This window comes from Pseudomonas sp. UBA3149 (assembly GCF_002364655.1).
Classification (GTDB): Bacteria; Pseudomonadota; Gammaproteobacteria; order Pseudomonadales; family Pseudomonadaceae; genus Chryseomonas; species Chryseomonas luteola.
Window position 1 is genome coordinate 49,259 of sequence record NZ_DEYV01000003.1, and the last position, 22,621, is coordinate 71,879.

Annotated in this window: 20 protein-coding genes and 1 pseudogene; 11 read left to right on the top strand and 10 right to left on the bottom strand. The window is 54.8% G+C overall.

Annotated elements, in window-relative coordinates:
* Positions 1-268 precede the first annotated feature (268 nt).
* The gene (locus B3729_RS01210; RefSeq protein ID WP_286786817.1) at positions 269-3,316 is read left to right on the top strand and encodes an ATP-binding protein; all 3,048 of its coding nucleotides are present in this window, start codon (positions 269-271) and stop codon (positions 3,314-3,316) included.
* A 480-nt stretch (positions 3,317-3,796) separates the two neighbouring features.
* On the top strand, positions 3,797-4,459 hold the full coding sequence (locus tag B3729_RS01215; RefSeq protein WP_286786818.1) for an HAD-IA family hydrolase: 663 nt from the start codon (positions 3,797-3,799) through the stop codon (positions 4,457-4,459).
* An 86-nt stretch (positions 4,460-4,545) separates the two neighbouring features.
* Here the strand turns inward: B3729_RS01215 and B3729_RS01220 are convergent, their stop codons facing one another.
* The 4 genes from B3729_RS01220 to B3729_RS01235 form a co-directional block, all read right to left on the bottom strand.
* Complete coding sequence (locus tag B3729_RS01220) at positions 4,546-6,765, bottom strand: beta-glucosidase (RefSeq protein WP_286786819.1); 2,220 nt, start codon at positions 6,763-6,765, stop codon at positions 4,546-4,548.
* Between the two features lie 392 nt (positions 6,766-7,157).
* Positions 7,158-8,762, bottom strand: coding sequence for an APC family permease (locus tag B3729_RS01225; RefSeq protein ID WP_286786865.1), 1,605 nt, complete (start codon positions 8,760-8,762; stop codon positions 7,158-7,160).
* 114 nt (positions 8,763-8,876) lie between these two features.
* Positions 8,877-10,133 (bottom strand): NAD(P)/FAD-dependent oxidoreductase, encoded by a 1,257-nt coding sequence (locus B3729_RS01230; protein WP_286786820.1) that lies wholly within the window; start codon positions 10,131-10,133, stop codon positions 8,877-8,879.
* Positions 10,134-10,140: 7 nt separating this feature from the next.
* Positions 10,141-11,103, bottom strand: coding sequence for an ornithine cyclodeaminase family protein (locus B3729_RS01235; protein ID WP_125889183.1), 963 nt, complete (start codon positions 11,101-11,103; stop codon positions 10,141-10,143).
* Positions 11,104-11,208: 105 nt separating this feature from the next.
* Between B3729_RS01235 and B3729_RS01240 the strand changes: the two genes are divergently transcribed.
* On the top strand, positions 11,209-11,985 hold the full coding sequence (locus tag B3729_RS01240) for an AraC family transcriptional regulator (protein WP_125889184.1): 777 nt from the start codon (positions 11,209-11,211) through the stop codon (positions 11,983-11,985).
* A gap of 352 nt (positions 11,986-12,337) precedes the next feature.
* Here B3729_RS01240 and B3729_RS24670 read toward each other — a convergent pair whose 3' ends face one another.
* Positions 12,338-12,907 carry a methyl-accepting chemotaxis protein gene (locus B3729_RS24670; protein WP_409438659.1) on the bottom strand — a complete coding sequence of 190 codons (570 nt, stop codon included), beginning with the start codon at positions 12,905-12,907 and terminating at the stop codon, positions 12,338-12,340.
* A pseudogene (locus tag B3729_RS24675) lies at positions 12,887-13,648 on the bottom strand (PAS domain-containing protein); the annotation flags it as partial. The gene B3729_RS24670 and the pseudogene B3729_RS24675, both read right to left, overlap by 21 nt.
* A 325-nt stretch (positions 13,649-13,973) precedes the next feature.
* Between B3729_RS24675 and B3729_RS01250 the strand changes: the two are divergent.
* Positions 13,974-14,351, top strand: a complete 378-nt coding sequence (locus tag B3729_RS01250; protein ID WP_286786822.1) for a VOC family protein — start codon at positions 13,974-13,976, stop codon at positions 14,349-14,351.
* Positions 14,352-14,451: 100 nt separating this feature from the next.
* Here the strand turns inward: B3729_RS01250 and B3729_RS01255 are convergent, their stop codons facing one another.
* Entirely contained in the window at positions 14,452-14,793 is a 342-nt protein-coding gene (locus B3729_RS01255) for a carboxymuconolactone decarboxylase family protein (RefSeq protein WP_026003721.1), read from the bottom strand.
* A 153-nt stretch (positions 14,794-14,946) separates the two neighbouring features.
* Positions 14,947-15,882, bottom strand: a complete 936-nt coding sequence (locus B3729_RS01260) for a LysR family transcriptional regulator (RefSeq protein WP_286786823.1) — start codon at positions 15,880-15,882, stop codon at positions 14,947-14,949.
* Positions 15,883-16,027: 145 nt separating this feature from the next.
* On the opposite strand from B3729_RS01260, the gene B3729_RS01265 reads away from it, so the two are divergent.
* From B3729_RS01265 to nfsB, 7 genes are all read left to right on the top strand, one after another.
* Positions 16,028-16,201, top strand: coding sequence for a hypothetical protein (locus tag B3729_RS01265; protein ID WP_286786824.1), 174 nt, complete (start codon positions 16,028-16,030; stop codon positions 16,199-16,201).
* A gap of 40 nt (positions 16,202-16,241) precedes the next feature.
* On the top strand, positions 16,242-16,793 hold the full coding sequence (locus B3729_RS01270; RefSeq protein WP_286786825.1) for an ester cyclase: 552 nt from the start codon (positions 16,242-16,244) through the stop codon (positions 16,791-16,793).
* Positions 16,794-17,044: 251 nt separating this feature from the next.
* Positions 17,045-18,052: a zinc-binding alcohol dehydrogenase family protein gene (locus tag B3729_RS01275; RefSeq protein WP_286786826.1), complete on the top strand. Its 1,008-nt coding sequence runs from the start codon at positions 17,045-17,047 to the stop codon at positions 18,050-18,052.
* A 21-nt stretch (positions 18,053-18,073) separates the two neighbouring features.
* On the top strand, positions 18,074-18,589 hold the full coding sequence (locus tag B3729_RS01280) for a DJ-1/PfpI family protein (RefSeq protein WP_286786827.1): 516 nt from the start codon (positions 18,074-18,076) through the stop codon (positions 18,587-18,589).
* Complete coding sequence (locus B3729_RS01285; protein WP_286786828.1) at positions 18,586-19,755, top strand: L-dopachrome tautomerase-related protein; 1,170 nt, start codon at positions 18,586-18,588, stop codon at positions 19,753-19,755. Before B3729_RS01280 ends, B3729_RS01285 begins: the two co-directional genes overlap by 4 nt.
* A 16-nt stretch (positions 19,756-19,771) precedes the next feature.
* Positions 19,772-20,548: a glycine betaine ABC transporter substrate-binding protein gene (locus B3729_RS01290; RefSeq protein WP_286786829.1), complete on the top strand. Its 777-nt coding sequence runs from the start codon at positions 19,772-19,774 to the stop codon at positions 20,546-20,548.
* Between the two features lie 17 nt (positions 20,549-20,565).
* Positions 20,566-21,219, top strand: a complete 654-nt coding sequence (nfsB, locus tag B3729_RS01295; protein ID WP_286786830.1) for an oxygen-insensitive NAD(P)H nitroreductase — start codon at positions 20,566-20,568, stop codon at positions 21,217-21,219.
* Between the two features lie 86 nt (positions 21,220-21,305).
* On the opposite strand, the gene B3729_RS01300 is transcribed toward nfsB, so the two are convergent.
* Positions 21,306-22,067 (bottom strand): ParA family protein, encoded by a 762-nt coding sequence (locus B3729_RS01300; RefSeq protein WP_010798654.1) that lies wholly within the window; start codon positions 22,065-22,067, stop codon positions 21,306-21,308.
* Positions 22,068-22,159: 92 nt separating this feature from the next.
* Positions 22,160-22,339 carry a hypothetical protein gene (locus B3729_RS01305; protein ID WP_074829264.1) on the bottom strand — a complete coding sequence of 60 codons (180 nt, stop codon included), beginning with the start codon at positions 22,337-22,339 and terminating at the stop codon, positions 22,160-22,162.
* Positions 22,340-22,621: the final 282 nt, after the last annotated feature.

Genomic DNA, 22,621 nt, shown 5'->3' on the forward strand with positions numbered 1-22,621 from the left:
CTAGGTAATAGACTCCAGCTCGACTAACTTTCCCTTCTATCGCATGCTCCGCTGCCTGTTTCCATCGCACCCCTTCGTGGAGAATGGCCGCCTGCGCTTCAGAAAAAGGAGTCGTGTGTTTCTACCTCTTCGAATAGCTTGTACATGGCCGGATGATCAAAAGCACCGGCCGCTGCGCTAGATGTCGTATCATAAAAGGGCTTCGTCTAGTCAGCCTTGGCTGGAATGCTCGTGCGCAGCAGGCTTTACCTTTGTTGAGGATCTACCCTTGGCTTTACCCGGCAAGCCCACTCCCAAGGTTCGTCTACGCAGACGTCTTCTGACGCTTTCATTGGCAGGCATTGCGCCAATTGCGCTGATTGCCGGGCTTGGTCTGGTGGCCATCATTCATGAGCAGAAGTCGATAGCCGAGCAGCGGAGCCTCGAGGCCACGCGCCTGACAGCAACGGCAGTAGACGTTGAAATTAACCGCTCGCTGGACCTGCTACAAACCCTTTCACAGTCTCCTTTTCTCGATGATGGCAACCTCGACAGCTATCAGGAATTGGTCCGCCGTGTCGTCCCGCTGGTGCCTGGTTGGAAAACCGTCATTATTGCCACACCGGATGGTCAGGTACTGAGGAGGATTGCCGCCCATCATGTGAGCGCAGACGGCCCGTTGGCAGAACCGGAAAGTTTTATGCAGGTCGTAAGCACTCTCAAACCTGCGATCGGCCAGTTGGCGGCAGGCCCCTCAGGCACATTGGCCATCCCGCTGCGTATGCCGGTCATGCGCAAAGGCAAGCTGGTTTATGTCTTAACGGCGGTGCTCAAGCCTGAGGTGATCTTTAACGTTATCAACCTTCGACGTCTGCCCAGCGATTGGGTCGCCACCGTAGTCGATGCCAATGGACGCCGCATTGCGCGTACGCGCGACCATGAGAAAACCTTGGGCAAACCTGCTGCCCCTTCACTGATGGCAATGGTCAAGCAGAACACAAACGAAGGCAGCGGGCTGACACAGACGGTAGAAGGTATAAGGGTATATTCCGCCTATGTGCATTTGAAGCAGAGCGGATGGTTTGTCGCGACGGGCATTCCCGCACACGATATTGCCAAGGGGGCCCTCAAGGCGTTTGCCATTTATGGTGGAGGCCTTCTGTTGTCCCTGATTGTCGCGCTGTTGGCCACACGATACGCCTCGCGCCGCATCAATGACCCGATGCGCGCCTTGCGGCATGCTGCATTGGCCATGGGTCAGGGCCAGGCACCTCATCTACCGGAAACCGAGATTCGGGAGATCGATGACGTGGCCCAGGCGCTGATCACATCAGCGACGGCACGCCAGGAGAGCGAGCACCAACGTGACCTTTTAGTATCACGCCTGCAAAAAGCCCAGACGGCTCTCTCACAGCAAGTCGAAGACTTGGAAGGACTCTATGCGCTCAGTCAAAGCCTGCTGCAGTTATCGTCGCTGTACGACCAATTAAGTGCGATTCTGAACTTGGTCTGCGAGCTGCTGAACGCACCTGGAGGGTTCATCGGCTTGGAAGGTACAGCACCAGCGCCCGATCGGCTGGTCAGTAAAGGAATATCAAATGCTGCCCTACCGGTGTCATGTCTCCATGATCAGGTGCAGGGCAACCTAGTAGAGCACTCAAGCCGGCTGCGCGCTGAGGGTTTCAGAACGCATCACGATGTAACGATACGGCGTGATGGTCAGGACACACTGGGCTGGCTAACGGTGCTGTTCAGAGAGGCCCATGAGCTTTCACCACGGGAGATTCGGCTGGTCGAGATCTGCGCAGCAACGGCTGCCCTCTTTATAGATCGCGCCAGCCAGCAGGAAAAAGCCCGGCGCTCCGAACAGCAACTTCATGTAGCGCTTAACTCTTCAGCTATTCCCTTCGCCATTCTCTCTCCTGCTACAGAGGCACAAACATCGGTTGAGGACTTCACCCTGGTCTATATCAATGACGCTGGGGCGACGGCCCTACGCTCCCGTGCAGCGGCGCTTACAGACAAGCCTGTCAGCAAGGTGCTGTCTGGTTGGGCGCAGGGCGACATCTATCATGCGCTGCGTGAAACAATGATCAGCGGCGAGCCTAGATCGCTCGAGTCGCTGGTACAAACGAGCACCTGCGAAGGCTGGTTCCATATTGTAGTCACGCCGTTCCAGAACAATATTGCCGTCTGGTTTGCCGATATCAGTGAGCGCAAACTTCAGGAGCAGCAGCTTCGCGAGGCTGATCGTCAGAAAGACGAGTTCCTGGCGACATTGGCCCATGAATTGAGAAACCCGCTGGCGCCTATTCGTCAGGCAGTCAGCCTGCTGGAAACAGGTCAAATCAGCGAAGAGCAGCGCCGGTGGAGCCAGGACGTCATCAAGCGTCAGGTGACCCATATGGGGATGCTACTGGACGATCTGCTTGATGTTTCCCGGATAACCCGCGGCAAGATCGAACTGCGTAAGCAGCCCACGCAGCTAGCCTCTGTGATACGTGCCGCCGTCGAAACGACTAAGCCTCTGTTCGAGACGAAGGGGCACACGCTGACTGTCGAGCTCCCTTCAGACTCTGTCGCTCTGAATGTGGACCCGTTACGACTGGAACAGATTCTGATCAACCTGTTGAGCAACGCAGCCAAATATACACCCCAGAAAGGTCGGATTACGGTTACCACAGCCCTTAATGGCAACAAGGCCTGCATCACTGTTTCAGATAATGGGATTGGCATTGAGCCTGACGCCCTGGCCTCCCTGTTCGAGATGTTTGTACAGGTTCCCAGATCCAGCGAAGAAACCAATAGCGGATTGGGTATTGGATTGGCACTGGCTCAATCCCTGGCTCAACTGCATGACGGCACGCTTACTGTTGCTAGTGAGGGCTCAGGCAAGGGCGCCTGCTTCACCCTCAGCCTACCTTATGATGAGACGCTGGAGGCACCGCACGACGTCGTCTCAGCGCCTGCCGTCTCGACAGCGGCCCATCACCGCATCGTAGTTGCCGATGACAACCCTGACATAGCGGAAACCATGGCAGAGCTACTGCGCCTGGAAGACCATGAGGTCTCATTAGCCTACAACGGCTTTCAGGCGCTGGAGCTGTTCAAAACGCTCAAGCCCGACGTGATGCTGCTGGATGTAGGTATGCCCGGCATGACGGGGCATCAGGTCGCTCAGGCTATTCGGGCATTGCCGGAGGGCAGACACACGCTGCTTATCGCGATCACAGGATGGGGACAGGATCAGGACAAGAAAAAGGCCCTACAGGCCGGCTTCGACTACCACTTTACCAAGCCAGTAAGCATTGCCGATATTTATGCCCTGCTCCAATAGCCAGACGTTATCTGGAAAGAACGCATGGCTCATAGCATGACACTTTCAAACCCTGCTCTAGAGCACCGGCGGGCCATATCGCATCGAAGAGGCAGACGCTCAACGGCCTTGCTCTGGTTGTCATGAGGAAGACTGCATAGCGGGCGCCATCGCCGAAGCCTGGGGTGGCCTGTATTACCTGGAGCGGTCAGCGAAGGTACAGATACGCGCAATGAGCACAGGCAGGTAAGCTCCTTGCTCGCGTGGCCCTGCGATCATACGTAAGACCGCCGAGCAGATGCGCGAAGGCGACCTGGAAAGCGCTCGTCTGCACCTTGCCAGCATCAAACAGATGCTGGATCGTCATGAACCGGACTATGCAACGTAGCACCAGCAGAGGCCGGCTCCGGCGATGCAGAGCGGAACACATCTACTGACGCACCGGGGACGGGTTCGGTACTATGCGGTACGCCACTCATTCACTTATCCCGAGAGCTACGGATGACATTGCCCACGCGACCCTATTCTGCTTTTCTTTTCGATATGGATGGCACGCTGCTGACCAGCATCGCCTCCGCTGAGCGTGCCTGGACGCAGTGGGCACTGGGTCATGGCCTTGACCCGGCCGACCTTATTGCCGTCATGCATGGCGTACGCGCCGTGGAAACCGTTCGCCGTTTTGCGCCACCCGGCGCGGACATTGAGGCAGAGACGCGGGCCATTACCGAGGCCGAGATAGCCGACACCTCGGATGTAAGGGAAATTGCGGGAGCGGCAGCCTTTCTTGCCAGCCTGCCGGAAGGCCGCTGGGCACTCGTGACCTCAGCCTCACGTCGTCTGGCTGAGGCACGCCTTGCCGCGGCGGGTATGGCGCTGCCTGCCGTCATCATTTCGTCTGAGGACGTGGAGCATGGCAAGCCCGCCCCTGACTGCTTCCTGGCAGGCGCCAAAGCCCTTGGGGTCGATATCAGTGAGTGTCTGGTATTTGAGGATACTCATGCAGGCATTACGGCGGCGCAGGCTGCTGGCGCCGATGTAGTGGTCATTACGGCTACTCACAAAACACCACTGGATGTCGCCCATCCTGGCCTTGCGCACTACGCGGATGTGCGTATCAAGCATGAGGCGGAAGGCCGGTTCCGACTGGTTACGGCGAGCAATTGAGATAACAGGGCAGGCCTCTAGATGTCACTGTCAGGCCCACCCGTAACTGGCAGGCGCGCCGCAGCACAGGCTACGGCGCTTACCTTTTAGGGTGCCAGATAACGCTCGTCGAGCCGTACTCGCACCTTGTGCGGACGATCCATTGCATTAGCGCCTGCACTTACGTTGTAACTCCCTGCATGGATATGCCAGCTGTTGAACCGCTCATCGAACCGGGCAACCAGACGCGGATCAACCGTCACTTTTACCCGCTTGGTATGCCCTGGCTTGAGCTCAACGCGATCCCAGCCTACCAGGCGACTCGTGAATCCGTTTTTCCTGGATGGGTTTTCGATATAGAACTGCGGCGTATCGATACCCTTAACCCGCCCACGGTTGGTGACGTCCATGCTCAGCACCAGCTTGCTGCCACGTGTTTCGGCATTGAGGTTACTGTATTTGAACTGGGTATAGGACAGTCCATAGCCGAACGGAAATAGCGGCTTCTTGCCCTCTCGCTCATACCATTTGTAGCCCACGTCAGCACCTTCAATGTTGTAGTTCTCTGAGAAAAACTCCTCAGGTACTGCAAAGGGACTGGAGGTTGTAGTTGAAGGGTCACGCATGGTAGGCCGTGGCAGTTGGCTTTCATCCTGGGGAAAGGTAACCGGCAAACGACCAGATGGGTTGACACTGCCAAACAGGACACCCGCAATGGCCTCACCGCCTTTGGCTCCGGAATACCAGGCCTCCAGTACTGCTGGCACTCGGTTGAGCCAAGGCATCTTTACGGGTCCGCCTGTCTCAAGCACAACGGTTGTTCTTGGGTTGGCCTTAGCAACCTCCTCAATCAAAGCATCCTGATTATCAGGCAGGCTTAAATCAGGAACATCGACGCCCTCGGTTGTCCATTGCTGAGCGAAGACGATAACGGCATCTGCACCTTTGGCCAGTCTGGCCGCCCGCTGAATATCCTCTCCGCTGTCATAGACCACCTGAGCGCGTGGCGCTTCGGCCTGGATGGCCTTCAACGGTGATGAGGGATGATAAACCTGGCTGACATAATCAGAACCCGCCGGCAGAACCAGGCTTCCGATGGGTGTCACCTGGGCAGAGCCGCCACCTGATAAAACACCGGCATCCGCATGGCTACCTATCACAACGATACGTCTTAACGTACGTGAGAGCGGTAACTGATTACGGTCGTTTTTTAGAAGCACGATACCCTGCTCAGCCGTCGCCTTGGCCACCTTGGCATGAGCCTTGAAGTTTATGTCGGTCAGCTTGGGCGGATGGTCAACGGCGCCCACAGCAAACAGGCTGCGCACCACGCGCATGGCCATATCATCCAGCCGCTCCTGGGATACACGTCCTTCCTGCACAGCCTGCTTCAAAGGCTCGCCAAAGTAGATGACTGGGTCCAAATTTTCGCCAGACTCCTGATCCAGTCCTGCAAGCGCTGCTTTCTCTGTACTGGCAGTAGCGCCCCAGTCGGACATGACCCAGCCCTTGTACTTCCAGTCACCCTTCAAGACCTGATTGATGAGAAAGGCATTTTCCGAGGTATAGGTGCCGTTGTATTGGTTGTAGGAAGTCATCACCGAGCCCGGCTGACCTTTTTCGATAGCCAGCTCGAAGGCCAGGAGATCGGACTCACGTGCGGCCCCTTCCTTGATATCGGAGCTCACCGCCACACGGCCGGTCTCCTGAGCATTCAAGGCATAGTGCTTGACCGTCGAGACAACGTGCTTACTCTGTATCCCTTTGATGGAGTAGCCTCCCATGACGCCTGCCAGTAGAGGATCCTCTCCCACGTTCTCGAAGTTACGACCACTGCGGGGTTCCCGAACCAGATTGACGCCGCCAGCCAACATGACATTGATACCCTTGGCGTGTGCTTCGGTGCCGATAACCTTGCCACCTCGGTAAGCCAAATCAGGGTCAAACGTAGCAGCCAGCATCATGCTGGAAGGCAAGGCCGTGGCATTGTCGTTTGGGCGAATGTTTGAAGGGTTGGCCACACCCATGCTGGCGTCACTTTCCTGCAACGCAGGGATGCCAAGGCGAGGAACCCCAGGAGCATAGCCTGCCGAACCGACAGCCCCGTCTGGCTTGGGCGTATTGCCGATTGGAAACGGAAAGCCCACTTGGGTGTGCAAGAGCGAAATCTTTTCGTCGATCGTCATCGCCTTGACAGCAGCTTCGGCACGACGGTCTGCTGAATCTTTATGGTCAGTTGAGTGGGCCGCCCAACCATGCTCAACGTTAAATAAAGCAGCACCCACTATTGCAAGCGAAAAACAACTACGCAGGTTTGTTATTTTCATGTCTTATCCCGAGCCGAGCGATTACCTTCTTATTGAATGTGCTTGGGATGTATCACTGCTCAAAGACCTATCCTAAACACGTTTGTCCGGAGCGTAATGAATGGGATATAGGGAATAGATGACGATGACGCCGAGCCCTCACTGATCCTTGAATTCAATCCTTCTTCTCTGTCCTTGATCGATACTCAACCGGTCGGCTCAGCTTACGTTTCTTTAGAACACCGTTCTTCCGTCTAGAGGCTGAAAGGCCCTCCTCCTTCTAGCCGAGGAGAGCCGGCCAGCATGACCAACCAGAAGACAAATGGGGCAGGACAATAGGCGATCAATACCGTAATGCTGCTTATAACGCTCAGGTAATGCAGATGCGGTACCTTTCAAAGGCTCAGCATCAACTACCGTAACGGCATAACAGGAATATTCTTAGCCGGGCCGTGTTCTTCGACGACTGCCGCGCCCGCATTCGATTCATCGCTGTCCAGGTCCACTAGATGCGAAGGCACTCCGCTAGCGGCGCCCCAGTAGTAGATGACCAGCGCAAACAAGGCTATGACTGCGATGTCGTAGGGATGGGTCAGCCAACCAGTGCCACCAAAGCTTCCCTGGTAGGAAAGGCCAATCATTCCAGCATAAAACGCAACCAACCAGGCCGCGCTCTTTATCTGCTGCTTCAGGCTTACGTCACGAGTCGGCGCCCACTTTCCACAGAACACATAGATCAGCGCCATTACCATTTGCAGCCCCAGCAGCCAGACTATGGTACTCCAGGCGGACCAGTAAACGATAAGCGCCGCAACCATGAATGAAACCGGCCCGATTACTCCGAACGCCCGGACCTTGAAAGGACGTGGCAAGTCAGGCGCGTTACGGCGTAAGGCTGCCACTGAAAGTGGTGCGATGGCATAGCTCAGAACCAGCGCTGCCGATACCACATTGATCATGGCCTCCCAGGAGGGAAACGGCAGTGTCCAGAGCAGCGATAGCCCGAATGTCAACCACAGCGCTGGTCGAGGAATGCCCGACTCGGTGTCGACCTTGGTAAAGAGCTTAAACAGTGTTCCGCTCTTGGCCCAAGCATAAACGACCCTGGGAGAGGCGTTCATATAGATATTTCCGCATCCAGTGGGTGAAATTACCGCATCACATACCACCAGAAAAGCCAGCCAGCCCATGCCAAGCAGAATCGCAATATCCCTGAAGGGAAGACTCATTTCCTGGCTGACCGCTTGCCATCCCTTGCTTAACAGTTCGGCAGGAACACTTCCCAGAAAGGCTATCTGCAACAAGACATAGATCAACGTAGAAAACAGAACCGATAGGATCAGTGCAATCGGTATGGTTTTCTGCGGATTATTCACTTCGCTTGCAACCGAGATGATCGGTGTCAGGCCCAGATAAGCAAAAATGATCCCACCTGCCGAAACCGCCATTTCAATCCCTGAAAGCCCAAAAGGCACAAACCCTTGTGCGCTAAAGTTCTCAGGTTTGAAAAACGCAAACAGCACCACGATTACCGCCAGCGGCACAAAGAACTTGAACACACTGATAAAGTTGTTCGCTCTTGCAAACGTCTTGACGCTTGAATAGTTGAGCTTGAAGAAGAGACATAATAACGCGAATTGAACCAGCCATCCGAGTAGTGTTGGACTACCCCCTTGCACCTGGGTGAGGCTGGGAAACCAGGCAGACGCATATTGGCGCGCAGCAACGACTTCGATGGCTACAAGGCTCGTGAAAGCAATCACCGTGATCGAGCCCATGAGGTACCCCATCAGCGGTCCGTGGGAATATACCGGATACCGGATGATCCCTCCGGTTCTTGGCAGAGCAGCACCCAGCTCACAATAGACAATGCCCAGCAGCAGCACAGCAAAGCCACCAATAAGCCAAGACAGAATTCCGGCCGGCCCTGCGATGGAGGACACGTGACTGGCCGCAAAGAGCCAGCCGGAGCCAAAGGTTCCGCCCAACCCTATGAGGGTCAGATCGACAAGTGACAGGTTCCGCTTGAATCTACCCTAAGAAGGCATAGTTATTACCCTTTATAAGTTTTATAGGCAGGTGTTGAAACGCAACGGTGTTATGGTTGCGAGGGCGGCCGATCCGCTGGCCGCTTAGAATCGAGTTATTCGAAAGGGCTTGAGGTTGAGGTCACAAGGCATACCCATCAGCCGCTGACTAAGCAACCGCCCCGTAATGGCAGCCTGGGTAAGACCCAAATGCTGGTTACCAAATGCAAACCCGAGATGGGCATGATCCGGATGTACATCGATGACCGGAAGCGAATCAGGAAGCGTAGGCCGCTTTCCCATCCACTCACTGGCCTGATTGATCAACTCGCTACGGTGTGGAAATAACTGACGGGCATGATGGCGTAATGTTTCGAATCGAGCCGGCTGGGCCGGCAAGGTCAGCCCGCCCAGCTCGCTGATACCGACAACTCTGAAACCGCTATTTAGCGGACTTAAAAACACCCGACGATCAACCGAACAGACTGGGCGATTCAGAAAAGTTTCAGAGCTTTGCACGCTCAGGTGATAGCCCCGTTCAGCCATCAGCGGGACGCTCATGCTTAGCGTTTTTAGCAGTTCACCGCTGCTTGCGCCGGCACAAAGGGCCACCTTGGAGAACATTCGGGTTTCCAGGCCAAGCTGAAGCTCGATATGGTGAGCATCAACTACCCGTATCGCAGCAACTGGCTGCTGCATAAACACGCCGCCTGCTGAGGTATAGGCCTCAAACAGCGCCGCACCCAACCAGGCGGGATCACGTACACGGTAGGCTTCGGGAAAATGCAGGGCATGGCTCATACGGCCCGCTAGATTAGGCTCCATATCGTCCAATTGCTGTCTCCCGATTAGCTCTACAGGCTGATCCCATGCCTGCAGGTGCTTAACCTCGCGGCGAGCAGCCAATAGGCCCGCAGCCGACTCCCAGGCCAGCAGATAGCCGCACCTCACCAACAAATCGGATTGCCCAATGGAGGAAAGGCACGCTTGCCAAGCCGGTACTGCCTGGCGATTCAAGTCGGCCAAGGCTGTTCGGGAAGCATTGACCATGGCGGGACCGGCTGCCCGAGTAAAACGTGCAAGCCAGGGCAAACTGGCAGGAAGGTTCGCCTTGGGAATAACTAATGGCCCATGCCTGTCCAGCAGCAGACGTGGCGCACTTTTGAGTGTGCCCCAAGTGGATAATGGATCAATCGACTCCGTTGCAAGAAACCCGGCATTTCCCCAAGATGCGCCCTCACCCGGCCTGCCAGCATCTATTAACGTGACCTTACGGCCCTGCCGTTGCAGCGCTAGCGCCGTGCAAAATCCAACCAGGCCAGCCCCAATAACCGCACAGCGCAACGAATCTAAAGCCTCCATGATGCGCCTACCTGTTTGCCGATGAACGTTCATAGGCCAGTATGGCGGCAGCCAAGTCCTCCACAGAGGCGCCGACAGACTTGAACAATGTCATTGCAGCATCAGAACTCTCCAGCGCAGCGCGCCCCTTGTGCTTACCGTTGCAGAGGTCGCTGAATTCGGCTTGAATGGACTGCGGTGTGATAACGCCTTGTTTGATGGGGGTGATCAAATCACCCGTTTCGGAAAGTGTACCTTCGCGCGTGTCGACAAAAATTGCACAGCGGCGAACCACATCATCATCTGCCTCACGCATCTGAGGAGTAAAGCTGCCCACCAGATCCACATGCACCCCGGGGCTCAACCATTCGCCCTTAATCACAGGCTCATTAGCAAGCGTTGCACAACTAATGATGTCGGCGGCTACGGCAGCCTGCGCAAGTTCATCCGGCCGTACTGCTTGCGCTACTATTCCCTGCTGGATGAGTTCCTGGGCAAAACGCTCGGCAGAAACCTCGTTTCGATCGTAAATTCTGACCTGCTCGATCTGCCTTACCGAGAGATGGGCAGGAACAAGATAATGTCCCATACGCCCAGCCCCAACCATCAGCAGTGTTTTCGAGTCGGGCCGGGAAAGATACGTTGATGCCAGTGCCGAAGCTGCTGCGGTGCGGCGTGCCGTCAGTTCATTTCCGTCGAACTGACCTAGCGGGAGACCTGTCTTGCCACAGCTGAGCAGGTAATGGCTACTCAAGCCCGGCTTGCCTCGAGCGTTGTTACCAGGAAAGACATTGACCTGCTTGACGCCCACATACTCACCTTCGATCCAGGCGGGCATCAGCAACAACATGGCAGCAGGATCTCCAGGTACTTCGATACGGTGATGATGGCGCACCGGCGAGTGGGCCGTACGCGTGAAGATTCGGGAAAGGGCCTCGATAAGCGCAGGCCAAGGCAAGGCCTCAGCCAACTGTTTTGCGTCTAGATACATAGTAGGTGCTCGACATCAAACGAGCCCCCAGCCTAGTATGCTAATGCAAGCCTATGTTGACCCAGATTATGACAGCCTTGTCTCAAACTATTAGGTTTACGCACTGTGCAGACTTCCTTCCGAACTAATCTCATTGCGACCAGCCGTGGCGTCCATACCCATAGCTATCCCCAGATACTGATTGGTCAACAAGGAGTTATGCATTGTGAGCTGCCTGCCAACAGCGGAGAGGTCGCGCGTGGCGCCATTGGCCTCTTGCCCTGCGATACCGAACACCGGTATCGCGGTGCCTCCGAGCGGTGCCAGTTGCTGGTAATCGACCTCAACGTCGAAGACGCCTTCATCAAGGCCTTTGAGGAGGCCTGCACGGTCTCTATCGAATCGCGACTGCTGAGCGAGCCTGCTCTATTACCTCCAAGTCCGGGTGTGCTAAATCTGCTAAGCTGGACGGACTATCAGGTTCGCCACCTGAACAGCCATACCATGCCGGTACTTCAATATCAGTTGATCTCGGCTTTTCTAGGAGAATTGATACTACAGGGAGCATATACACCCGTTGCCTCTCTGAAATCAGGCAGGCTCGAAAAAGCCCGCCTTGATGATTATATAGATCATCATATGCATCGGCTTATAGAGAACGAAGAACTGGCCAACCTCTGCCATGTCAGCACAAGCCATCTGTATGTGTTGATCAAACAGCTCTCAGGCCTGAGCCCTCAGCAATACATAGCTGCCCGACGCATGCTCAAGGCACAACAGCTGATCAACGAACGAAAGTTTAATTTGATTACTATTGCTCACCGGGTGGGCTTCTCGGACGGCGCCAGTTTCAGCCGGGCCTTTCGCCGCCATTTTGGCCATGCTCCCAGCGCAGCGAATTAATGTAGCAAGGGGCTTTAAAACTGATCTGAGTCAAACATCCAATGTTAGCCAAGACTCCTACAATTAATCCGGCCTTTCCTGTGCGACAGACTTTTTCTGCTAAAGCGAGGCTATTTTGTAGGCAACAAAAAACCCGCCGAAGCGGGTTTTTGCTGACCGTGCTCGATATCCGTATCAAGCTGCCATCCTGGCTTGGTCATCATCCTTGACCTGACTGAGCGCGTCCTGCGCTCCATCCAATATGTGTAGATTAGGACATGACTTAGCTGAGTAATAGCGCTGCTTTTCCCACGCTTGTGTAAGCCTTTTGCTATAGATAAAGCAGCTTGGCCCTACACCAGACTTATGCCGACTAGAGCTCGCTGGCAAAGCGTTTGACTGCTCCCACGACCTGTTTTGCCCCCTCCTGAATCTCGACGATCGCCGTACCGGCTTGTGCAGCCAGATCCAGTCCCCGCGCGGCCTGTTCACGGCTGCTGGCCATGCCGCGTACGGCGGTTTCGGTCATTTTCTGATTCTGCTGCACGACGCCTACAATTTCTTCAGTCGCCGAGCTGGTACGCCCTGCCAGTTGTCGTACTTCATCAGCGACCACGGCAAAGCCTCGCCCCTGCTCGCCGGCACGAGCGGCTTCGATTGCGGCATCAAGCGCCAGCAGATTGGTTTGTGCAGCAATGCCGCCAATTGTCTGGACGATGGAGTTGATCAGCAGTGACTGCCGGTCTAGCGCTTCGATCCCCTCGGCAGCAGCCTGCATTTCAACCGAAATCTGCTGCATGGTTTCGACGGCATTATTCACGACCGCAGCGCCCCGCTGAGCGATGATGTCTGTTTGTCTGGAGATATCAAAGGCTATTCCGGCCGCTTCGCGCACCTCGGCTTCCCGAAGCACCTGATCCGTAACGACCGTTGCGAATTTCACGACCTTGTAAAGCCGGTTATGTGAGTCATAGACCGGGTTATACGTAGCCTCGAGCCAGACTTCGGCACCGTGACTATCGACTCGCCTGAAGCGGCCGGCAACAAATTCGCCCCGGTTCAGCTTGGCCCAGAATGCCTCATACTCTGCAGAGGATGCTTCTTGCTGTGTGCAGAAAATGCGGTGGTGCTTACCTGCTATCTGCGGCTCTGAATACCCCATCGTCCTGAGGAACAAGTCGTTAGCCTTGATCACCGTACCGTCAAGGTTGAATTCAATGACTGCCGTAGAGCGCAGCAATGCGTTGATGAAATGCTCGTTCTCCTTGGCAAGCTCGATGGTTTTGGTCACTTCCTTGCCAAAGCCCTGGATATAGGAAAGCTTATTCTCTTGGTCCCGTACAGGTTGCCAATGGATGTTTAGCCAAGCGAGCGCGCCATCCTTGCGGATATAGCGATATTCGTCACTGACCGGGAGCCCTTTGGCAACGGCTGCACGAAAGTTGTGGAAGCATGGCAACGTCTTCACATAGGGAGGCACAATATCTGCCATTGGACGTCCTATCACTTGGTCAGCCGAGTAGCCCAGCGTCTGAAGAAATTTGCTGTTGGCACTCTGAATACGGAACTCAGGATCAAGGGTCAAGGCGACCATGGAATCGTTCATTCCGTTGATGATCTGACGTAACGCTGTCAGCTCTTCGGCCTGGACTTGCAAGTCCTTTTTCAAGCGAGCATTGAACATGATGCACCGGCTAAACCAAGAAAGGGGTCGATGGTTAACGGCAGGGCTGGAGTATTTCTTGAGTAGCCAAAGGCAACTTTTTTCTTAATATCCAAGGTACATCAAATCGCTCTAGCTGAATGCTTTCAGCATAGAACTCATGAGCAACGGCGGCTAACTTGGTTACCTGTTTACTTTGCTCAAATGTGTCTTTTAAGTATGTACATATATATGGGCTGGTATTATAGCTTGATAAGTCTATTGAATGCGCCGTTGTTGGACGAGGCCACAGCAAAGGCTCTATAAATCGCACCATTGTCAGCGTCCAATGCACAAGAGACAGGCCATGCAGATCGACAGGATCGACCACCTTGTTTTGACCGTTCGCAACCTTGAGCGGACCTGTGACTTCTATACTCGTGTGCTGGGCATGGACGTCATCACATTTGGCGAAGGACGTAAGGCCTTGGCGTTTGGCGAGCAGAAATTCAACCTGCATGAAGCGGGAAAGGAGTTCGAACCCAAAGCCGAGAAGCCGACACCGGGTGCCGTCGACATTTGCCTGATTACCCGTATGCCTATTGAGGATGTCGTGACCCATCTGCATTCGACAGGCGTTACAGTGATTGACGGACCGGTACGGCGTACCGGTGCCACCGGAGCAATCGTCTCGGTTTATTTTCGAGACCCGGACGGTAACCTAATCGAGGTATCGAATTATTAGTTATCTTCAAAGGTAACTTTTACAAAAGCATCCTGGCAGCGAATCGATATCGTCAAAATTCGATTAGCGGCCAGGAGTACTGTAAGAAGATCCGCTTTCGCTACACGGAAGTCTTGGCCGCGTACGCATCCATTACACGGGCTGAATACACCATAGCCGCACCCGCATTGATTGCTACCGCTACGCCCAGCGCTTCGGCAATTTCTTCTTTACTGGCGCCTTTCTTGATAGCGGCATCGGTATGGACCGTGATACAGCCATCGCATTGACGGGTGACGGCAACGGCCAGCGCAATCAACTCACGCGTCTTGGCATCTAGGTGATTGGTCTTGTTACCCGCCTCGCTCAAGAGCGAGTAACCGCGCACAGTATCAGGGCTCAGCTTGCCAATTTCGCCAATGGTGCTAACCAGTTGCTTCTGATAGGTGTTCCAGTCGTACATCATGGTGACTCTCCTGCTATCGGTTGGAGTGATATGTTCCCAGTGTTGAAAAGCAGTATCGGGAACGTCTGTGCCGATAGTAGGAGTGCTTCGAGCGGGTAAACACCGCCATGACGCGATAACACTTTCACTCGATTCGAGAAAATAGTGTTATCAGGCAATACGTTTCGTATCGAGCATGGAATAGGCCTGAATCAGGTCTGCAAATCCCGACCTGAGCCACTCATACAGTAGCCTGACGCCAGGAGAGAATTGCTTGCGGTGCGGGCAAACCATATGCAGCGCACAGCTCTCGCCGGGAATCTCCGGCAGCAGGACCTCCAACCGCCCGGCTAATACATCTGCACTGACATCCAGCCATGACTTGTAGATAATCCCTTCGCCCTCAAGTGCCCACCGGCGAACAATATCAGCATCATCACTCATCAGTGGGCCTTTGACGACGATGGTTTCACGGCGACCGTTGACGTCGGGAAAGACCCAATTGTCATACACCCGACCATTGAGCATATAAAGCAGGCAAGGGTGCTCCGCCAGATCCTTGAGAGAGGCCGGCCGCCCGTGCCGCTCGAGGTAAGCAGGGGACGCGGCCAGCACCCGCCGATTCTCGGGCGCCAGTGGTAAGGCAATAAAGCTTGCGTCCTCCATCATCCCGTAGCGCAAGGCCACATCAACCGGATCGCGAAAGACATTCGCCACCTGATCGGACAGAAACAACCGAAGCGCAAGACGGGGATGCTCGCGGCGAAATGCCGTGAGTCGTGGCAGGAGCACGTTACGTCCCAGGTCTGAAGGTGCAGCCACCTGTATGACGCCCTCTAGTGCAGTGCTTTCCGGTTGAAGCCGCTCACGGCCTTCCCTGAGTGTACTGAGCACATCATTGGCATAGGGCAAGTACCGCTCCCCCTCCCCTGTCAGCCGGAGGCTGCGTGTTGAGCGCGCAAAGAGACGGATATCAAGCTCGCGTTCAAGACGCTGAATTGCAGCATTGACCTGCCCTGGCAAGAGATCCGCCTCTCTGGCCGCCGCCGAAAAACTGCCAAGCGCTGCCGTGCGAACAAACAAGGCCAGATCGTCGAAACGGATCATTTTCACTCCTCCTGAGAAAGTGCTGCTTGATTCTGCGGGTTTTTTTGGAGCTTGGCGACAGTGAAGATGCGGTCATGGCATGCAACGTCCCGATGCGAACGTAGCGACCCATCCCGTTATCCCGACACCACCTCAAGGAATTCTCATGCGCCGCTTACTCAATGAAGATACATCCGCCAAAGCCCAGTTCGAAAAAGACCGCGACACAGCCGAGAAGTGTACAGAGGCGAAGCCGTCATGCCATGACAAGAGCCCAACGCAGCCAACACTCGAAGCGGTAATAGAGCCGCCTTTCTGGATCACCAATGGTCTGCCTTGATCATCCACAAACCCATCCGGTTTCAGAATGGAGATATTCCATGCCCAACACTTCTCGTTTTTCCCTGGCCGCTACAGCGGCATTTGCGTTATCCGCACTGCTTGCTGGCTTTACCCCTCAGGCTCAGGCTGCTAGCAATCCCTTGATTGAGCCTCGTGTGCTGATTGTTGACCCGGCGGCACAAGCTGATGCATCGGTTCAGGCAGCACGCCGATATGGCACTTTCTGGGCCACAGGTAACGAAGGGTTGGCCCGGGAGGCGCTTGCGCCTCAGTTCATGGATCGCACCCTTCCGCCAGGCAGAGCTCAAGGAGTAGAAGGGCCTCTGGCGGCCTCGAAGGCTTTTCGCGCCGCCGTACCGGATCTGGATTGTCAGATCGAGCAGATGATCGTGGCGGGTGATCGGGTTGTTGCGCATCTGCGTTTTACCGGTCACTTCAGCGGGCAATTCCAGGGTATTAAAGGCAAGGGACAGCCGATTGATCTTATCGCGACCGACATCTACCGCATCGCCAATGGCCGCATCCAGGAGAACTGGCACATCGAAGATAACCTGACTCTTTTGCAGCAACTGGGTGTGGTTGGAACATAGCGGCTACACGCCAGACGTCATCTTTTTCCAGCCCCGGCTCCGTCAAGGAAACCGGGGCTTTTTTTTCCTGGAGGGTTCCCTGGCGCGGCGTCAAAGCACACATGCAGTATTGCTTTCCGCTTACTTCACTCCATTTTCACTGCGCCAGTGAAAGTCCTGCCCGTTTCGATGGCTGTTTGCTCCCGTCGTGAATCGCGATGATGGCTCCACGGTTAACGCCCCTGTTCGTATGTTCACTTATGGAGTCCAGCATGAAAGCGATTGCCTATACCCAGCATGGCCTGTCCATCGATGATTCTCGCTCGCTGGTTGATATCGAGCTGCCCACGCCAACCCCTGGTCCACGCGATCTTCTGGTTGAGGTTCAGGCCGTTTCGGTCAATCCTGTCGATACCAAAGTCCGTGGTGGCTCGGCTACTGACACGCCGCGTGTGCTTGGCTGGGATGCGGTAGGCATCGTACGTGAGGTGGGGTCAGAGGTGACACTCTTCCAACCGGGTGATGACGTTTACTATGCCGGCTCGATTACCCGCCCTGGCACCAACAGTGAGTTTCATCTGGTGGATGAGCGTATTGTAGGCCGCAAGCCCGCCTCGCTAGGCGCGGCCGATGCCGCTGCACTCCCTCTGACATCCATAACCGCCTGGGAATTGCTCTTTGATCGACTAGGCATCCCGGAGAATGGTGGCAAAGGCGAAAGTCTTCTGATAGTCGGCGCCGCAGGCGGGGTCGGCTCAATCCTGACGCAACTGGCCCGACAGCTCACCCAACTTACCGTTATCGGTACGGCTTCGCGCTCTGAAACCCAGGAATGGATCCGAGCGCTTGGCGCGCACCATGTGATTGACCATAGCCAGCCACTCACTGAGGAACTGGCTCGCATCGGTCTCAAGGAGGTCAGCCATGTTATCAGCCTGACTCATACCGATAGCCATTTCCCACACCTTATCGAAGTGCTTCGCCCACAAGGGCGCCTCGCGCTGATCGACGATCCCGATACGCTGGACGTAGTACCCATGAAGCGCAAATCCCTGTCATTGCACTGGGAGTTGATGTTTACCCGCCCGATGTTCGAAACACCCGACATGATCCGCCAGCATGAGCTGCTGAACCGGGTAGCGGAGCTTATCGACCAAGGCGTGCTGCGCTCTACGCTAGGAGAGCATTTCGGCCGGATCAATGCGCAAAACCTGCGCCGTGCCCACGCCCTTATCGAGAGCGGGAAGGCCAAAGGCAAGCTTGTCCTGGAAGGCTTTTAGCCTCTGATAAGGAGTAGCCCCATGTCACGTATTGCTGCAGTCAGCACGACAACATCCCTGCTTCCGAAGGACATGCTCGACATCGTGTCCTTCTGGCGGCAGGCAGGTCATGAAACCTGTATGTTCTCGTGCGATGACCAAGCTCCTCTGGCACATATTGACCCTGCCGGATTCGACGCCCTGGTAGTGCTTGGTAGCAGCGATACGCTTTGCCCACTCGGTTACAACGAGTCGCTATGGGATAGCGTGCAAGGCTTCGATGCCATCAAGAAGACGGTTGCTGGCATAGGGACTGGGGCATTGGTATTGGCCCATGCCGGCCTGCTGGTTGGCAAGCGTGCCACCTGCAATCCAACACCCGCTGTGATCGCTGACCTCAAACTACACGGCGCCCTATACAGCAATGAATCACCGGTCGTGGCCGGCTGGATCGTAACAGCGACACGAGGGGGCACTCATTCTTTTGCCGAAGCCGTTTTGGATAACTTAGCCGCCGCCAAGGCACCCCGTTTTCATTTACAAGGAGCCACCCAATGAAACATTTGATTCCCACCCTGCTGGCCGTAACCATTGCCGCCGTGAGTACGTTGTCGTTTGCGGCAGCTCCTGCATCACAGGACCTGCCACATGAGACATCCATTGGCCAGCTGGAACCTGTGTTTGCGTTCTATGACGCCATGCCGACCGGCGTTACGGTTTCCGAGCAAGGCCGCCTCTTTGTCAATTTCCCACAATGGGGTGACAACGCACCCTTCAGCGTTGGCGAAATACGTGACGGCAAGGTAGTCCCCTACCCTGATCAGGCCATCAATACGCCTGACCCAAAGGCACCGGCCAGGCATTTCATCAGCGTGCAAAGCGTTGTGGCAGACGGACAAGGACGCTTGTGGGTACTAGATACTGCTGCGCCGAAGTTCAGTGCTCCTCAACCTGGCGGCGCCAAACTGGTCGCGATCGACCTCAAGAGCAATAAGGTTGTGAAGACGCTGGTTTTCCCTGCCAACGTCATCCTGCCGAGTACGTATGTCAATGACATGCGCTTTGACTTCCGTACCGGGAAGGAAGGTACGGTGTATGTCACCGACTCGTCTGTCAGCGGGCCGGGCGCCATCATTGTCATGGATATCGCCACCGGCAAGGCGACTCGCCGCCTTGATGGAGACGTCTCGACCTCTGCCGACAAGCGTTTTATTCCTACCGTGGAAGGCGAAGCCATGCTGGCACGCGGCGCAGATGGAACCGCTAAACCGTTTGGTGTGGCATCCGATGGTATTGCCCTGTCGCCGGACGGTCAGACGCTCTATTTCAGCCCACTTTCGAGTCGCCACCTTTATGCAGTGCCAACCCGTCTGTTACGGGATGAGCATGTGGCTGAAGCACAGCTATCGGCTGCGGTACTGGATATGGGCGAGAAAGGCGCCTCCGATGGCCTTGAAGCCGATGCCAATGGCGCCGTCTATGCCAGTGACTACGAGCACAACGGTATTCGCAAACGGCTTGCCGACGGCACTTGGCAGACCATCGTCCACGATCCTCGTGCAATCTGGCCTGACACCCTGTCCATCGGGCCGGATGGCTATCTCTATTTCACGGCTAATCAGCTAAATCGCCAGGCTGGCTTTCATGGCGGCAAGGATCTGCGTACCAAGCCTTACAGCCTGTTCCGTGTGAAGATCAACGCCGCTCCGGCGCCAACCCGCTGATACGGGAGAGCTCATCATGCATAATCCGATTCGTATAGGTCATATTGGGCTGAGCTTTCATGCTGCCAGTGCCGCCGTGGTACAACGTATTGTTGAGCGTCATGGTTATCGCGTAGAGAGCGTAGCTGCTCCCCATGAAGCTATGTTCAAGCACTATGGCGCTGGAGAAGTGGACTTTTTGGTATCGGCCTGGCTACCGGCCAGTCATGGGGGCTATCTGGCTCCCTATGCCGAACAGACCCGTACCCTGGGCGTTCTATATCAGCCGTACTGTATCTGGGGCGTGCCGGACTATGTGCCTGCCGAGGCGGTGGCAAGCATCGATGATCTAAAGCGACCTGACGTTGCGGCACATATGAGTCTGCTGATACAGAGCATCAATCCGGGAGCCGGTATCAGCCGCTTTTCGCGTAACATCATTGAGCAGTATGGCCTTGATCAAGTTGGCTATCACTTCGCCAACGGTACGCAAGCCCAATGTTTCGAGCGATTCGAGCAGGCCGTAGAGCATCGCGAATGGATCGTCGTCCCCCTCTGGCACCCTCAGTTCCTGCATTACCGCTACGCCATCCGGGCGCTACACGAACCACACGGCCTTCTGGGCGGCCAGGATGACGCCACGCTGATTGTGCGCGAAGAAACGGCTGCCCATCTGGCACCGGCACTGCTCGATGAGCTTTCTCAGCTCTCGCTGGGAAACGCCACAATCAGCGAACTCGATTACTGGATCTGCCGGGAAGGGCTTTCGCCTCTGGAAGCGGCTGATCGCTGGCTGGCCCAATCTTTCACCTGACCTGAGAGAAGATACCTATGAATCTATCTACATTACTTAGTCAGCGGTACACCACCAAGGCATTCGACCCTTCGCGAAAGATACCGCACACCACGCTTGAAGAACTGCTTGGCTTGCTACGCCAGAGCCCTTCATCCGTAAACTCACAGCCCTGGCATTTCGTGGTTGCCTCAACTGACGAAGGCAAGGCTCGCTTAGCCGTCTCGACACAAGACACGTTTGCCTACAACCAGCCCAAGGTGCTCAATGCGTCCCACGTCATAGTGCTCTGCACACGCACCGATATGACCGAAGAACATCTTGGCGCCATCCTGGAGCAGGAAGATATCGCTGGTCGCTTCCGGTCTGAAGAAGCCAAGGCCACACAGGACAAGAGCCGTCGTCATTACGTGAGTCTGCATCGCTACGACCAGAAGGATTTGCAGCATTGGATGGAAAAACAGACCTACCTGGCCTTGGGAACGCTATTGCTGGGTGCTGCCAGTCTGGGGGTCGATGCCACGCCTATGGAAGGTTTCGACTCTCGCAGACTGGATGAAGAGCTCGGCCTTCGTGAACAGGGCTTCACGAGTCTGGTTCTGGTAAGCCTTGGCTATCGAGCCGATTCGGATTTCAACGCGAGCCTGCCCAAGTCACGCTTGCCAGCTGAGCGCCTGTTCACTTACGTGTGAACAAGCCAGGCGCCAGACAAAGAAACTGTTTGGCGCCTACCCTTTTGGATACAGGCATGAGCAGCTTGCCTTAATCACATATGCCGCTATCGCTCCAGCCAGTCGAATAACGCCTTGTATTGTTGGGTCAGCTTGTGGCCAGGGTCCAGATGGATAAGCGGCTTGCTCTGCTGGTGGGACTCTTTCATCTTGACCGACCCCATAAGGTACGTCGGGATAATCGGCATGTCCGTCTTTTCCAGTTCACCTAACAGCGCTCGGGGAACACCGGCATTGGCCTGGAACTGATTGACGACGATGCCTTCCACACGCAAACGATCACTGAAGTCCTCCTTGATCTCTTCAATATCAAGAAAGAGCTCACGTAACGCATTAAGCGAAAACGTATCGCAATCAAAAGGAATAAGGCAGCGGTCAGCTGCAATCAAGGCCGATACACTATAAAAATTCAGCGCCGGTGGTGTATCGAGATAGATACGATCGTAATCATCGATCAACTTCTCGAGGTATTTTCCCAGCTTCTGGATCTTATATTTGGCTTCGAGCTTCATCTGAATATCTTCCAGCTCGCGGGAAGCCGTTATGATGCTCAGATTATGAAAGGGCGTCTCGAGAATAGAAGCCTTGGCTTTCTTGGCGGAATCAGAAACCGTTTGCTTGAAGAAGTCTGCAATACCGGCCGGAATCTCGTCGCCTATAAAGCCTGTCAGATAATGAGTGGAATTGGCCTGTGGGTCCAGGTCAATCAGAAGTGTGCGAAAGCCCTCAGCTGCGCTGATGGCGGCGAGGTTGCAGGCAATACTGGTCTTGCCCACGCCTCCCTTTTTGTTGAAAACCGCTCTGATCATTTGCTTTGAAAACTGCTCCTTGCATAGTAAGACGGTAGTGAGCACAACACGTTTAAAGCGGCACTCCTTAACCAGAGTCCCGCTTCCGCGTTTTACACTGCCTCGGCCAGACTTTCCCTGGTCAGCCGGACGTCTTGCAGCGCATCAATGCGTGTCGAAAGCTTCTGAGCAAAAGCATCGGCTTCATATTCCGTATAGAACTTGACCGGAATATTATTCAGCCAAACAACCCATGTGGATTCAGCTTGTACTTTTTCTATGCGTATATCCATTTCACATGCTCTAAGCTTTAAAGAAATCGACTTCTCGTTTTTGCGCCTACCTTTTAACCTTCAAGAAATAGATTGTCTATATTTCTATAATAAATAAGTAAGCAAAGCTTAATATTCAGTTGTTTTATTACACTATTATTTCAATAGCATTAAATTTAAGTTTCATTGCGCCTTTATGAGATCATAGTGATATCAACATAGCTATTATAACGCCTTGCTTGATTGGCTTCTGGCACGCCCTTACGTGTATCAGCATTCGCACTTACTCATTGGGTTAAAAAG